The sequence below is a fragment of the Streptomyces sp. NPDC059255 genome, assembly GCF_042752355.1.
Classification (GTDB): Bacteria; Actinomycetota; Actinomycetes; order Streptomycetales; family Streptomycetaceae; genus Streptomyces.
This window is the reverse complement of the sequence record NZ_JBHYZP010000012.1, coordinates 1-13369: the sequence shown is the minus strand read 5'-3', so window position 1 is coordinate 13369 and position 13369 is coordinate 1. Positions and strand designations below refer to the sequence as shown.

Sequence of the window (13369 nt, the reverse complement as noted above, 5' to 3'; positions counted from 1 at the left end):
CGCCGGGGCGATCCGGTGCGGGCCCTTTCCCATGCGTACGGGCGCGAGGGCGGAGCCCCGTCCGGACGCGGGCGCGTCAGTGCGCGGGTGTTCCCTGCGGCTGCGGGGTGATGCCCAGCGTGGTGGCGTAATGCGACAGCACCAGCTTGCCGATGGCCGGGTACGCGCCGAGCGGCTCCGCCGTGGCGCAGTCGGCCTCCTTGACGGCCGCGTCGAGCAGACCCGCGGGCAGCTCGGGACCGACCAGGTACGGCGCGAGCGCGAGCTGCGTCGAACCCGACTCGCGGAGCTGCTCGGCGATCGCGGCGACCGAGCCCTCCGTGTCGAGCGCGGCGGCCATCACCGGCACGGCCAGCCGCGCGGCCAGCAGCATTCCGGTGATCCCGGCGGTACGGACCGCCTCCTCGCCGCCCACCGTGGCCAGGATGATCCCATCGGCCGCCGTGGCGACCGTGAAGAGCCTGGCGCGGTCGGCGCGGGCCAGACCGGCCTCCGAGAGGCGGACGTGCAGGCCCTCGGCGAGCAGCGGGTGCGGACCGAGCACATCGGTCAGCTCCACGGAGGCGCCGCTCTCCGTCACGGCCGCGCCGATCCGCTCGATCAGCGTGCTCTCCGGGCCTGCCAGCAGCGGCACGACCACGGCGGCGGGACCCTCGGGCTCGGCCACCTCACGACCGGCGGCCTTGGCCAGCTCGTAGCGCTCCGTGCGCAGTGCGGCGGTCCCGGCCAGTACGGCCTGGAGGGTGGGGTACTCGGTGTCGTCGCCGTCCAGGTACCCGATGTAGGCGTTGAGCCCCGGGAGCTCGGAACGGGCGATGCTGACGACCTCTTCGGCCAGCCCGCGGACGGCGCTGGACGGGGTGCCGGGAACGGCGAGAACCAGCGCGGGCGCACCTTCGGGGGCCGCGACCGGCTCGGGACGGCGGTGGCGCCCCGACTGGCGGGGTCGCGGCATTCGTACGGGCAGGCCGGATGCGGGCCCAGTGGGGGTGCTCATGGCGTCGAATGCTACTGGTTTTGTGGGCGCGGCTGTTCGGGGAGGGGGCGGCTGCGAGCCATCTGTCCTTATATATCCGTTAGGTATTTTTCAGCTCATCTGTCCTGTTCTGTCGAGACGTTCAGCAGGCGCGGGTCGGATGGCAGCCGGAGCGAGCCGGTGGCGAGCCCCGCGGCGACGAACAGCGCCCCACCCAGCGGATCCGTGGCCGCGGCGACCGTCGTGGCATGCGGGAGCCGGGCGGACAGCTCGGCGCGCACCGGCCCGAGGAGGGGCTCGCCGAGCTTGAACAGTCCGCCTGTGAGGGCCACTTCACATTCACCCGATGGTGGGCAGACCGCTGCGGCCGCGTCCGCGATGTGCTCCGCGGCCTGCGCGAGAATCGAGCGCGCGACCGGGTCACCGGCCGCGCGGCGGGCCACTTCCGGCGCGAACGAGGCGAGTACGGCGGGCCGGTCGGAGCGGGGGTAGAGCAGTCCGGGAAGCTCGCCGGCGGGACCGAAAACCGTCTCCACGGCGGACAGGAGCGCGGCCGATCCGCCGCCTCGCCCGTCGTACGAGCGGAGGGCGGCCTCCAGCCCGGCGCGGCCGATCCAGGCGCCCGAACCGCAGTCGCCCAGCAGATGGCCCCAGCCGTCCGCGCGGCGCCAGCCCTCCGGTGTCATGCCCAGCGCGATCATGCCGGTACCCGCGGCGACGACGGCGCCGGGGCGCTGGCCGAGCGCGCCCGCGTACGCGGTGACCGCGTCGGCGGCGAGCGCGAGCCGCCGCACCCCGAGGGAGCGCTCCAGCGCGCCGGGCAGCGCCGCGCGGAGCCCGTCACCGAGCGTCGCCATTCCCGTGGCACCGACGGCGACCGCCGACAGGCCCTCCGCGCCCGCCTCCGCCAGCAGCGCCCGCGCGGCGGGCAGCAGCCGGGCGGCGAACTCCTCCGGATCGATGCCGGAAGGGCCCGTACGCACCGGCTCGGCGGACTCGGCGGACGAGACGACCGTGACCACCCCGCCCGGCCCCACGGCGCCGAGCGCGCAACGTACGCCCGAACCGCCCGAGTCGACGCCCAGGACCCAGCTCATACGGGGCCACCGGACGGGAGGGGCCTGATCACCGGACGCACTGAGGACAAGGGACACCGGACTTCTGGAAGGCGACAAGGACGAGAGGGTGACGAGGGCGCCAAGGACGGAGACGACGAGGACGACAAGGACGGACGCCACATGTGATGTCACAGATGGGGAGTAGGGTAACGCCCTGTGGCAGCTCTACCGTTGAACGAACTTGTCGAGCCCGGATGGGCGGACGCGCTGGGCCCCGTGGCGGAGCGTGTCGCCGCCATGGGGGACTTCCTGCGCGCGGAGATCGCGGCCGGCCGTACGTACGTGCCGGCCGGCGCCAACATCCTCCGCGCGTTCCAGCAGCCCTTCGACGAGGTGCGCGTCCTCATCATGGGGCAGGATCCGTACCCGACCCCCGGTATGGCCATCGGGCACAGCTTCGCGGTCGCGCCCGACGTGGCCAACCTGCCCGGCAGCCTGGAGAACATCTTCCGGGAGCTGCACGGCGACCTCGGACTGTCCCGGCCGTCCAACGGCGATCTGACCCCGTGGACCAAGCAGGGCGTACTCCTGCTGAACAGGGCCCTCACCACGGCGCCCCGCAAGCCCGCCGCGCACCGCGGCAAGGGCTGGGAAGAGGTGACCGAGCAGGCCATCCGCGCGCTGGTCGCGCGAGGCAAGCCGCTCGTCTCCATCCTGTGGGGGCGCGACGCCCGTAACCTGCGCCCGATCCTCGGCGACTACCCGGCGATCGAGTCCGCCCACCCCTCGCCGATGTCGGCGGACCGCGGGTTCTTCGGCTCACGGCCGTTCAGCCGCACCAACGACCTGCTGGTCCGCCAAGGGGCGCAGCCGGTGGACTGGCAGTTGCCCTAGGGACCGGGCCGGCCTCCGCCGGGAAGGCCCGGCGGAGGCCGGCCCCTCGGTCAGCAGGCCGAGTTGGTCTGGGTGAGCAGGCCGAGCCGCCACGGCAGTGTGTTGTAGTCGCCGCTCGCGGAGGGGTTCATGCCCTGGTACACGTACTGCAGCTTGCAGACGGGGATCGTCAACGTCTGGTCGTAGCCCGCGCGGATCATCTCGCCGTGGCTGACATCCCTGGTCCAGGACCCGGCCGGGAAGCCGACGTTGTTCGCCCGGGCGAAGGGGTTGCTCTCCGAGGCGGCCAGCGCCGTCCACGAGCCGGCCAGGCTGCTCGCGGTCCAGGACCGGAAGTAGCGCCGGCCGTCGGAGCCGATCGCCTCCACGACCAGCAGATACTGATTGGCGCCCTGCACCTTGTAGACGTTGGCGGCTTCGAACAGGGCGTACCTGTTGGCATCCTGGGCGGCGATGACGGTGTTGGTGAACCCGTTCGGGAACTGGGACACCGTCGTCTGCGAGCGGTAGAGGTGCCCGTTGTCGTCGGAGGAGAACAGGTAGCAGTTGGCGCTGTCGCAGATCACCCACATGTCGACCCAGTAGCCGTTGCCGATGTTCTGCCTGATGATGTCCGGCATCGCGGAGTAGAAGTTGCGGGGCGCGCTCCAGCCGTTGGGGTTGCTGATGTCCGGGTTGGTGGAGAACGACGCGTTGCCGGTCTGGTAGACGAGGTACCACAGCCCTTGCGGGGCGTAGTAGAAGACCTGCGGCGCGGCCCGGTAGCCGGTGCCGATCGCGCTGCGGTCCAGGTAGTGGTGGGTCGCCGAACCGGCCTGGGACCAGTCGCTGAAGCTCAGGTACACCAGGTTGTAGCCGGCGGCGCTCGCCGTGCTGGCGAACACGTGGTACTTGCCGTTGTAGTGGACGACCGACGGGTCCTTGATCCCGGCGATGTTGTGGGTCGAGTCCGGCTTCGGGGCGATCAGCGCGCCGCTGGAGCTCCAGGAGAAGCTGCCGGGCAGGGCCGACGGGGCGGAGGCCGAGCGGGCGCCCGCCGGTGTGGCCGGGCGGTCGTCCGCCGGTGGGACGGACCGGGCGCCCGCCGGTGCCGCCCCGCGGGTGCTCGTGGTTCCCGCCGTTGTGACCGCCGTCGTGAGCGCGCTGCCGCCGAGGGCGGTCAGCGTCGCCTGATAGGCCGCCTTCTTGTTGCCGCCGCGGTCGAACAGCAGCGGGTTCTCCCCACTGCGCCAGGAGTCGCTGTCGCGGATGCCCCACACGGTGATCCCGTTGCACCGTGGGACGTTCATACACGCCCGGGCGGTGTTCGCGTACGCGGTCGTCGGCGCCTGGGCGATGTCGAGTTCGGTGATCTGCACGTCCACGCCGAGCGCCGCGAAGTTCGACAGCGTCGTCTGGAAGGCGGACGGCGGGCCGCCGGTGCCGAAGTGGGCCTGGAAGCCGACGCAGTCGATGGGCACGCCGCGCGCCTTGAAGTCGCGCACCATGCGGTACACGCCCTGGGTCTTGGTGTCGCTCCAGTTCTCGATGTTGTAGTCGTTGTAGCAGAGCTTGGCCGCCGGATCGGCGGCCCGCGCGGTGCGGAAGGCCTGCTCGATGAAGCCGTCACCGAGCAGGTTCTGGAACACCGAGGGGCGGTGCTGACCGCTGCCGCCGTCGGCGAACGCCTCGTTGACCACGTCCCAGGCCTGGACCTTGCCCTTGTAGTGGTTCATCACGGTGGTGATGTGGTTGTTCATCACGCCGCGCAGTGTGTTCGCGTCCGTGAGGGAGCTGACCCAGCTGGGCAGTTGGGAGTGCCAGACCAGTGTGTGGCCCCGGACGCGCTGGCCGCGCGCCGAGGCACGGTTGACGATCTGGTCGGCGGGGGCGAAGTTGAACGAGCCGCGGGACCGCTCGACGGTGTCCCACTTCATCTCGTTCTCGGGCGTGACCGAGTTGAACTCGCGGTCCAGGATCGTCGCGTACGTTCCGTCGCCCAGCTTGCCGGCGGCCACGGCGGTTCCGAAGTACCGCCCGGACTGGGCCGCCTGGGCGCCCAGGGTACTCGCCCGGACGGATGCGGCCCCGGTCCCGGCCTCAATCCCGGTCCCGGTTCCCGCTTCGGTTCTGTCGACGGGCGCGGCGGCGGCGACCCCGGTGGCCAGCAGCGCGGAGGCGGTCAGCAGGCCTAACACCGAGGCACGGCGCCGGCCACGTCGTATAAGTGGATTCACGGTTCTCCTCGTACGGTCGGTTGGGACAGGAATGCGGATGCGGATGCGGGTGCGGTGTGAGTGAGAGGGCGGCTCAGGGCGTCGAGAGTTCGAACCGCGCCACGCCGACCGCGCCGCCGAGCACTTGCGTGGCGTAGTTGAAGAGGGCGAACCGGTACCCCATGAAGAACTGCCAGCTGTTGCCCATGGTGAAAGCGGGTCCCAGGCGTGTGAAGTCGGTGCCGTCGGTGCTGTAGGAGAAGGTGCCGGGGCGGATGATGTCGATGTCCGCGAAGTCCTGCCACACCACCGGATTCGTGTACGGCCCGGCGACCGGTGCCGCCGGTACCGCCGGTTCCGACGGTGCGACGGCGGCACCGGCCGCGGGCGCGGACGCCGCAGCCTGCGCGGTCGCCGTACCCGGCAGCGCGGCACCGGCGATCAGTCCGGTGGCCGTCACCAGCGCTCCGCGTCGGCTGTGTGCTTGTTCGAGCCATGACATGTCGACCGTTCCTCCTCGCGTACGGTGCGAAAGGTTTCGACGGAGTCGCCCGAACTGCCGACGGCTGCTGGAAGAACGACATACGGAACTGCCTGGTCTGCGCGGTGCGGTGAGGTGCGCGGACCGCGTCGGATCGGTCATGGTTCGAGAACCGCGGGTTCGAAGTGTCGAACGCAGACCGGAGCTTCGGACGTCTTGGATGATAGAAGCCCCAGCGCGCGCGTCAATACCCTCTGCATCATTCGGAATTGACAGCGAAATGTTTCGAAGTGTGCGGCCCGGCGCGCCGGTTCGCGGGGGAGGTCAGGGCTCCCGTGAGAGGGCCCGCTCCATCAGTACGGTGTCGACCCACCGCCCGTGCTTGTACCCGACCTCGGTCAGCCGCCCGGCGTGGCTGAAGCCGAACCGCCGGTGCAGCGCGGCCGACGCGTCCTGGCCGGTGTCCGCGATGACCGCGACCATCCGCCGTCGGCCCGCCCGCGCACACCGCTCCACGAGGGGCCCCAGCAGGGCGCCGCCCAGGCCCGTGCCGGTATGGCGGGGGGAGAGGTAGATCGTGTCCTCCACCGTGTTCCGGTAGGCGGGCCGGGGACGCCACGGTCCCGCGTACGCGTACCCGGCCACTTCCCCGGCCACCTCGGCGACCAGGAACGGATCGTCCCGGGAAGTGAGGTCCTGGAAGCGCCGCAGCCAGTCGTCGGCCGTCGGCGGCACCTCCTCGAACGTCGCCACGCTGTGCAGGACGTAGTGGGCGTAGATTCCGGCCACGGCGTGGAGATCCGCGGGCGCGGCGGGACGGACGACGGTCTGCTGAGCCGGCGTTCCCATGGCTCGTTCCCTTGTTCACTGGCCGCCCGGCCGGACGACCGGGCCACGACCGCGTCATCGTACGTCGCCCGGCAGGGCGGGACGGCGCCGGGGAGCCCGGCCGGGCGACCGCCGGCCAGGGCTCCCCGCGTCGCCGGCCAGGGCTCCCGCAGTTGCCGACTTGGGCTTCCCGCGGCCGACGGCCCGGCTCTCCCGCCGCTCAGACCGCCCGGTCGTACTGCGGCGGGGTGTGCACCGTGCCGCCCAGCTCACCGGCGGCGCGGCGGGCCCAGGACGGGTCGCGCAGCAGCTCCCGGCCGAGCAGGACGGCATCGGCCTCGCCGTTCGAGAGGATCTTCTCGGCCTGCTCGGGCCGGGTGATCAGACCGACCGCCGCCACGGGCAGCCGGGTCTCCGCCCTGACGCGGGCCGCGAACGGCACCTGGTAGCCGGGGGTGACCGGAATGCGCACTCCGGAGGCGTTGCCGCCGCTGGACACGTCGAGCAGGTCCACGCCGTGCGCCAGCAGCTCGTCCGCGAGGCGCACCGTGTCGTCGACGGTCCAGCCGCCCTCGTCGAGCCAGTCCGTGGCGGAGATCCGGAAGAGGACCGGCAGCTCGTCGGGCCACTCGGCGCGGACGGCGTCCACGACCTGGAGGGCGAAGCGCGCGCGGTTCTCGAAGGAGCCGCCGTAGGCGTCCGTACGCCGGTTGCTGTGCGGCGACAGGAACTCGCCGATCAGATAACCGTGCGCCCCGTGCGCCTCGACGACCTCGAACCCGGCCTCCCGGGCGCGCCGGGCCGCCGCGGCGAACTGGCCGACGATCTCCTCGATCTGCTCCACCGTCAGCTCGGCGGGAAGGAGGTGGCCGTCCGCGAAGGGCACCGGGCTCGGCGCCAGCGGCTCCCACCCGTTCGCCTCGGGGCCGACCGGGCCGCCGCCCTTCCACGGCCGGTCCGTGCTCGCCTTGCGCCCGGCATGTGCGAGCTGGATACCGCTGACGGTGCCCTGCTCGGCGAGGAAGCGCGTGATCCGGCGGAACCCGGCCACCTGGGCGTCGTTCCAGATGCCGAGGTCGGCGGGGCTGATCCGGCCCTCCGGGCTGACCGCCGTGGCCTCGGTGAGGATCAGGCCCGTACCGCCGACGGCGCGCGCCGCGAGATGGGCGAAGTGCCAGTCGCCCGGCACACCGGCGTCCGGGCCCGACTCCTCCGCGCTGTACTGGCACATCGGTGCCATCCAGATCCGGTTCGGGATGGTCAGGGACCGCAGGGTGTACGGCTCGAACAGTGAGCTCACGGCAGGCTCCATTCACAACGTGTCTGAGGGGCGGAGGGGCCGGTACCGGAGGGGAGGGCCGGCCCATGCTTCGTACGGTACCCACCGTAGTACGGGAAATGTCAAACTACGAAGATCCTCGTACAATGGATGCATGCCTCGATCGAGTGGAGCCGCCGTGACCGCCACGACCAGCACCCGTGAGCTTGCCCACCCCTCCTGTACGGAGATCCGCCTGGAGGGTGTTCTGCACGCGCTCGCCGACCCCCTGCGGCTGCGGATCGTCCGGGAGTTGGACGCCGACGGCGGGGAGCTGTCCTGTTCGTACTTCGACCTGCCCGTCACCAAATCGACCACCACCCACCACTTCAGGGTGTTGCGGGAGAACGGGGTGATCCGGCAGGTCTACCGGGGCACGGCCAAGATGAGCGGCCTCCGCCGGGAGGACCTGGACGCGCTCTTCCCCGGGGTGCTCGACAGCGTCCTCGACGCCGCCGCCGCGCAGGAGGCCAGGCTCGCCACTCCGGCCCTCTGATCAGGCATGATCTGCCGTGGCGGGCCGGGGCTATGAGCCGACAGGGTGCCGTACGGGCCGACGTGTGCGCGGCAAAACCATAGGGGCGGATTGCCTGATTAAGTTGTGAATGTGTCGGAACACAGACTGACGTCCGCCCAGGAACCCCATGACCGCGACGCGTGCGAGTGGCCCGTGTGGGAAGTGCAGGGGCACGGCACGGTGACCGTCGCCGGAGACCCCCGGGACGGCGCCGGGCGATGCGAGCTTCTGCCGCCGTGGGTCGATGTCCGGCTGACGTTCCAGGACGGTGCCCGGATCGATGTGCTCGCGGTGGTACGGGAGGGCCGGATCGCCATCGAGGACGCGCAGGCGGATCCGCCGCTGGCGCTCGAAGGGTTCGCGGCGCTGGCCGAGGCGATCGAGGCACCCCTCCAGAACGCCTGCCAGGTGGTCGCCGGGCCGCACAGGCCGCCCGTACCCCAGCCGGGCCCCGTGCCGCCCCCCGAGGGCCGGAGCGGCCCGGCGGAGGCGGCGGACGCCGTGGACGCGTCGAGCGCGTCGGGTGCGTCCGGTGCCGCGGGTATGGCGGGTCCGCCGGAGAGGCCGACGCCGCCCGCAGGGCTTCGCGCCGGCCCCGTATCCGGCACGGATCCCTGGCCCGGGTACGTGACCCGGCCCGCACCGGAAGCCGGGACGGACCCCGTGCCCACACCCGACACGCCGGGAGCCCCGGAGGCGGCGCCCCCGGCGGGGCCGACGATCTCCGAGCCCCCCACCACCGCCGGGACACCGGCGATCTCCGGGACCTCAGCTCTCTCCGAGCCGCTCACCACCGCCGAGACACCGGCCCTGAGCCGGACGCCGGTCACCGCCGAGCCCCAAGCCACCGTCCCCGGGACGCCGGCCCCCTCCGAGGCGCCGACCGCGCCCGCAGACCCTTCGGGTGGCGACCGGGGGCCCGTGGAATCCGGCCGCCACCGGGCCCGTACGTCCGCCCCGCGCGGCGGCGCGGCCCGGCGCGGCGTCGCCGAGATCTACCGCACCGCCCAGAGCGCCGGCCAGGACCCCGTGCTCGCCGTCATGTCCGCCACCGGGTTCAGCCGCCGCAAGGCGCTCCGGCTGATCGCGGGGGCGCGCGACGACGGTCATCTGAGCCCCCGCCACCACCGCCGCTGAGCTCACGCGGCGTCAGCGGGCGCCGTCCCGGGCTCACATCGAGCGCATCCGGTTCATCTCGACGGTCTGCTGGGCGATGACCTCGTTGGCCATCTCCCCGATCAGGATGTTGTTCCCTTCCGAGACCGCCTCGGTCGCCATCGTGACCGCGCCCTGATGGTGAGTGATCATCAGCTTCAGGAACAGCTCGTCGAACGCCGCGCCCTTCGCCGCGCGCAACTGCGTGAGCTGAGCCTCGGTGGCCATGCCGGGCATCGTCGCGTGGTCATGGCTGTTCTGCTCCTTGGCCCCGCCGTTGTTCTTCAGCCACCCCTCCATGGCGCCGATCTCCGGCTCCTGCGCGGCGGAGATCCGTGACGCGAGCCGCTTCACCTGCGTCGAGGAGGCCCGTTCCGGGACGAGCGCGGTCATGTCCAGCGCCTGGCGGTGGTGGACGATCATCATCTGCGCGTAGTTGAAATCGGCCGCGTTGGGGGTGTCGTCGGGCACGGCCTTCTTCGCCTCCTCGGGGGAGAGCGTCCTGGCCGGTTCGCCCGGTTTCCCGGGCGCCACCACGCCAGGACCCTGCGCCGCCTTCGTCTCCGTGGCCTGGTCGTCCCCCGAGTCGCAGGCTCCCAGGGCGAGTACGGCGACGGCCACCGCCGCCGCGACGGCGGACCGGCGGGTACGCGGATTCCGGTGGCGGATCAACACAGTGACCTCCTACAACGCAGGGGCGGGACTGAACATGTTCCTAACACGCTTCCGCGTGCGAGTGATCAAAAACTTTCATTACGTCTCTGTTGCCATCTGTTGAGATGTACATGAGAAGGACGATACTGCCGAGGTCCGAGACCCGTTCCACTCTGGACGGATACAAGGGAGGACGCAGTGACCTCGTTGCACACCACTCGCGTGCGGCGCAGACGTCTGGGCGTGGCGGCAGCCGCGGCCGGGCTCTTCGCGACGCTGCTGACCGCAGGGCCGGCGCTCGCCACACCCGACCCCGGTGACGCCCCGGCCAAGGAGAAGGTCTCCAAGAGCCAGGCCGCCGAGGTGAAGGAGGCCATCGCGCAAGGAGACATACCCGGCGTGGACGAAGTCGTCCACAGCTCCAACATCACGCATGTGGCCAATGTCCCGAAGGACTTGATCACGGGGACCAACTCGGATCTCGCCTTCCAGGGCAAGTACGCCTTCGCGGGGAACTACGACGGTTTCCGGATCTTCGACATCAGCAACCCGAAGTCCCCCAAGACCGTCGCGCAGGTGCTCTGCCCCGGATCGCAGAACGACATCTCGGTCTCCGGCAACCTGCTCTTCCTCTCGACCGACTCCTCCCGCAGCGACAACTCCTGCAACAGCGTCGCGCAGTCCGCGACGGTCAAGGAGTCGTGGGAGGGCATGAAGATCTTCGACATCAGCGACAAGCGGAACCCCAAGTACGTCGCCGCGGTCGAGACGGCGTGCGGCTCGCACACCCACACGCTGGTGCCGAAGAAGAAGGACGTCTACGTCTACGTCTCGTCGTACTCGCCGAGCACGTCCTTCCCGGACTGCCAGCCGCCGCACGACGGCATCTCCATCATCAAGGTGCCCCGCAAGGCACCCCAGAAGGCCGAACTCGTCGATTTCGAGGTGCTGTTCCCGGAGGGCGGCAACCCCGGAGCGCCCACCAACCCGGGCGTCTCGGCGACCACCGGCTGCCACGACATCACCGTGCTGCCGTCGAAGGACCTGGCCGCCGGTGCCTGCATGGGCGACGGCATCCTGATGGACATCAAGAACCCGGAACGCCCCAGGGTGATCGACCAGGTCCAGGACAACGTGAACTTCGCGTTCTGGCACTCGGCCACGTTCAACCAGAAGGCGGACAAGGTCATCTTCACCGATGAGCTGGGCGGCGGTGGCGCCGCCACCTGCAACGAGGCGATCGGTCCGAACCGGGGTGCCGACGGCATCTACGACATCGTCGGCAAGGGCGACCAGCGCAAGCTGGTCTTCCGCAGCTACTTCAAGATCCCCCGGAACCAGGCCGACACCGAGAACTGCGTCGCCCACAACGGCTCGCTGATCCCGGTCAAGGGCCGCGACATCATGGTCCAGTCCTGGTACCAGGGCGGCGTCTCCGTCTGGGACTTCACCAACTCCTCGAAGCCGAAGGAGATCGCGTACTTCGAGCGCGGTCCGATCTCGGCCGAGACGCTGGTGGGCGGCGGCACCTGGTCCTCGTACTACTACAACGGCTACATCTACTCGAACGACATGGTCAAGGGCTTCGACGTGCTGAAGCTCGACGACCGCCTGACCGATCCCGCGAAGCGGGTGCGGATGGACGAGCTGAACGTCCAGACGCAGCCCGACTACTTCGCCGACTTCGACCACTGAGGGACGAGGTCCTGAGACGTTCCGCCGGGCGGCCTCACGCCCGGCGGGACCTGACCTGAGGTCTGTCGTTCGGGTCCGGCCGGGCTCGCGTGCCCGCGGTGACATCAGCCGCCGGGCGCGGCGGACGCTCCCTGATCCGGCCGGACCCACACGGCGGACCCCGACTCCCGGTCGAGGCCGTAGCGGTCGAACAGCTCGGCCCGCAGCCGGGGGAGCGGCATCGGTGCCCCTGGCATCAGTGCCGCGAAGACCGCGCCCATCAGCAGGGCCCGCAGCATCGGATAGTCGGTGTCCGGATCCGCCGACCCGTACCGCTCCACCGTCTCGCGCAGCAGCCCCGCCAGCCGCTGCTGCTCGGAGCACTGCACGAACCCCTCCGCCTGCAGGATGCCGGCCATGTGAGCGCGCATCAGGACAGGACTCTCCACCGTGAGCCCGAGAATCGCGTCGATCGCCCGCGCCATCAGCTCCCGGCCGTCCTCCGTGGCCGGCTCGCGCTCCAGCGCGGCGGCGAGCGTGCGGTGCATCAGCCGGTGCACGGCGGACTGGAACAGCTGGCGCTTGCCCGGGAAGTAGTACGAGATGAGCCCGCGCGCGGAACCGGCCCGGTCGGCGATGTCCGCCAGCTTCGTCGCCTCGTAACCGCGCTCGGCCACCAGCTCCACCGTGGCCTGCAACAGCCGCTCCCGGGAGCGCCGGCGCAGTTCCTCATTGACCGACGCGCTCCGCGGGGACATGCTTGACTCCTGCGTTGACTGGCTCTAAGCCAGTATACTCGGGGGGTCCCGTCGAGGGCCCTTCCGGGTCGGCGCACAGGGCTGCCGCAGGGCTTGGGCGACGCGGGGGATCGCCCAAGCCCTGCGGTGCAAACCCAGAGAGGGTGGAAGTGTTGGTTCCGCCGTCTTCGATCACTTCTGATCGTACTCATGCTGAGTCGATGCTGACTTTCCTGATGCCCAGTCAGGTGACCGTCAACCGTCGAGGGTGGCGCTGCGTGACTGGTTAGGCACTGTACGGCTGACACGTGGCTCGTCGGCGCGCACACCCCGCGCGGCCTTGGAGGGGCTTTGCATCCGACGGCCCTTCTGTCCGGCGACGGGTGGTAGCCGCCATTGTCAGTGAGCTTCTTCAGCGTTGCCGCTCCAGGGTGAGGACGGCTTTGGCGATTGACGTCATGCGGTTCGGGCTGCATCGGGATCTGCGGAAGATCCGCCAGGACTTCAGGCGCGCGACGCCGCGTTCGACCGGTGCCCGTGCTGCGGCCAGGGCCCGGTTGAGGGTCTTCTCGGTGGGGGTGAGTTCCTGCAAGGGCCTGCGTTTGATGCCCGTGGTCACCCAGGGACCACCGCCCTGGTAGGCAAGATCGGCCAGCACGGGGACGCCCTGACGCTCGCAGATCCGGATGATCCGGTGAGTGCGGGCCGCGGTCAGGTCGTGAGTCCGGCCCGGCAACGCGGGTGAGAGCCACAGCAGCCGGCCGTCCGGATCGGTGACCGCCTGCACGTTCACGCCGTGCCGGCGGTGCTTGTGGGAGTAGTCGGCCCGGCCGTCGCCGACCCGGTCGCATTCGGCGAGCGTGCCGTCCAGCAGGACGAAGT

The 13369-nt window shown here is 70.9% G+C and carries 12 protein-coding genes and 1 pseudogene; 4 read left to right on the top strand and 9 right to left on the bottom strand.

Features of this window, described 5'->3' with window-relative positions; genetic code table 11:
* Window positions 1–76: 76 nt before the first annotated feature.
* Both ACFXKG_RS16520 and ACFXKG_RS16515 read right to left on the bottom strand, forming a co-directional pair.
* A complete protein-coding gene (locus ACFXKG_RS16520) occupies window positions 77–997 on the bottom strand; it encodes a sirohydrochlorin chelatase (RefSeq protein WP_384838530.1) in 921 nt (306 codons plus the stop codon).
* Between the two features lie 95 nt (window positions 998–1092).
* On the bottom strand, window positions 1093–2073 hold the full coding sequence (locus ACFXKG_RS16515; RefSeq protein WP_384838527.1) for an N-acetylglucosamine kinase: 981 nt from the start codon (window positions 2071–2073) through the stop codon (window positions 1093–1095).
* Window positions 2074–2250: 177 nt separating this feature from the next.
* Here ACFXKG_RS16515 and ACFXKG_RS16510 point away from each other — a divergent pair, with 177 nt between their 5' ends.
* Window positions 2251–2928: a uracil-DNA glycosylase gene (locus ACFXKG_RS16510; protein ID WP_384838524.1), complete on the top strand. Its 678-nt coding sequence runs from the start codon at window positions 2251–2253 to the stop codon at window positions 2926–2928.
* Between the two features lie 50 nt (window positions 2929–2978).
* Here the strand turns inward: ACFXKG_RS16510 and ACFXKG_RS16505 are convergent, their stop codons facing one another.
* The 4 genes and pseudogenes from ACFXKG_RS16505 to ACFXKG_RS16490 form a co-directional block, all read right to left on the bottom strand.
* Window positions 2979–5144 (bottom strand): non-reducing end alpha-L-arabinofuranosidase family hydrolase, encoded by a 2166-nt coding sequence (locus ACFXKG_RS16505; RefSeq protein WP_384838522.1) that lies wholly within the window; start codon window positions 5142–5144, stop codon window positions 2979–2981.
* Window positions 5145–5217: 73 nt separating this feature from the next.
* A pseudogene (locus ACFXKG_RS16500) lies at window positions 5218–5397 on the bottom strand (xylosidase); the annotation flags it as partial.
* A gap of 531 nt (window positions 5398–5928) precedes the next feature.
* On the bottom strand, window positions 5929–6453 hold the full coding sequence (locus tag ACFXKG_RS16495; protein ID WP_384838519.1) for a GNAT family N-acetyltransferase: 525 nt from the start codon (window positions 6451–6453) through the stop codon (window positions 5929–5931).
* Between the two features lie 199 nt (window positions 6454–6652).
* Window positions 6653–7732, bottom strand: coding sequence for an NADH:flavin oxidoreductase/NADH oxidase (locus ACFXKG_RS16490; protein WP_384838517.1), 1080 nt, complete (start codon window positions 7730–7732; stop codon window positions 6653–6655).
* Between the two features lie 133 nt (window positions 7733–7865).
* Here ACFXKG_RS16490 and ACFXKG_RS16485 point away from each other — a divergent pair, with 133 nt between their 5' ends.
* Together ACFXKG_RS16485 and ACFXKG_RS16480 are read left to right on the top strand one after the other, a co-directional pair.
* Window positions 7866–8246 (top strand): ArsR/SmtB family transcription factor, encoded by a 381-nt coding sequence (locus ACFXKG_RS16485; protein WP_384838514.1) that lies wholly within the window; start codon window positions 7866–7868, stop codon window positions 8244–8246.
* A gap of 111 nt (window positions 8247–8357) precedes the next feature.
* A complete protein-coding gene (locus ACFXKG_RS16480; RefSeq protein WP_384838511.1) occupies window positions 8358–9404 on the top strand; it encodes a DUF6214 family protein in 1047 nt (348 codons plus the stop codon).
* A gap of 33 nt (window positions 9405–9437) precedes the next feature.
* On the opposite strand, the gene ACFXKG_RS16475 is transcribed toward ACFXKG_RS16480, so the two are convergent.
* Window positions 9438–10097: a DUF305 domain-containing protein gene (locus ACFXKG_RS16475; RefSeq protein ID WP_384838508.1), complete on the bottom strand. Its 660-nt coding sequence runs from the start codon at window positions 10095–10097 to the stop codon at window positions 9438–9440.
* A 177-nt stretch (window positions 10098–10274) separates the two neighbouring features.
* On the opposite strand from ACFXKG_RS16475, the gene ACFXKG_RS16470 reads away from it, so the two are divergent.
* Window positions 10275–11771 (top strand): LVIVD repeat-containing protein, encoded by a 1497-nt coding sequence (locus tag ACFXKG_RS16470; RefSeq protein WP_384838505.1) that lies wholly within the window; start codon window positions 10275–10277, stop codon window positions 11769–11771.
* 104 nt (window positions 11772–11875) lie between these two features.
* Here the strand turns inward: ACFXKG_RS16470 and ACFXKG_RS16465 are convergent, their stop codons facing one another.
* Both ACFXKG_RS16465 and ACFXKG_RS16460 read right to left on the bottom strand, forming a co-directional pair.
* Entirely contained in the window at window positions 11876–12508 is a 633-nt protein-coding gene (locus ACFXKG_RS16465; protein WP_384838503.1) for a TetR/AcrR family transcriptional regulator, read from the bottom strand.
* A 391-nt stretch (window positions 12509–12899) separates the two neighbouring features.
* A partial coding sequence (locus tag ACFXKG_RS16460; protein WP_384838500.1) for a transposase family protein occupies window positions 12900–13369 on the bottom strand: 470 nt, incomplete at its 5' end.

Excerpts from the sequence above, each read along its gene's own strand:
- ACFXKG_RS16465 (WP_384838503.1), bottom strand. The coding sequence starts at position 12,508 with ATGTCCCCGCGGAGCGCGTCGGTCAATGAGGAACTGCGCCGGCGCTCC.
- ACFXKG_RS16485 (WP_384838514.1), top strand. The coding sequence starts at position 7,866 with ATGCCTCGATCGAGTGGAGCCGCCGTGACCGCCACGACCAGCACCCGT.
- ACFXKG_RS16495 (WP_384838519.1), bottom strand. The coding sequence starts at position 6,453 with ATGGGAACGCCGGCTCAGCAGACCGTCGTCCGTCCCGCCGCGCCCGCG.
- ACFXKG_RS16520 (WP_384838530.1), bottom strand. The coding sequence starts at position 997 with ATGAGCACCCCCACTGGGCCCGCATCCGGCCTGCCCGTACGAATGCCG.
- ACFXKG_RS16515 (WP_384838527.1), bottom strand. The coding sequence starts at position 2,073 with ATGAGCTGGGTCCTGGGCGTCGACTCGGGCGGTTCGGGCGTACGTTGC.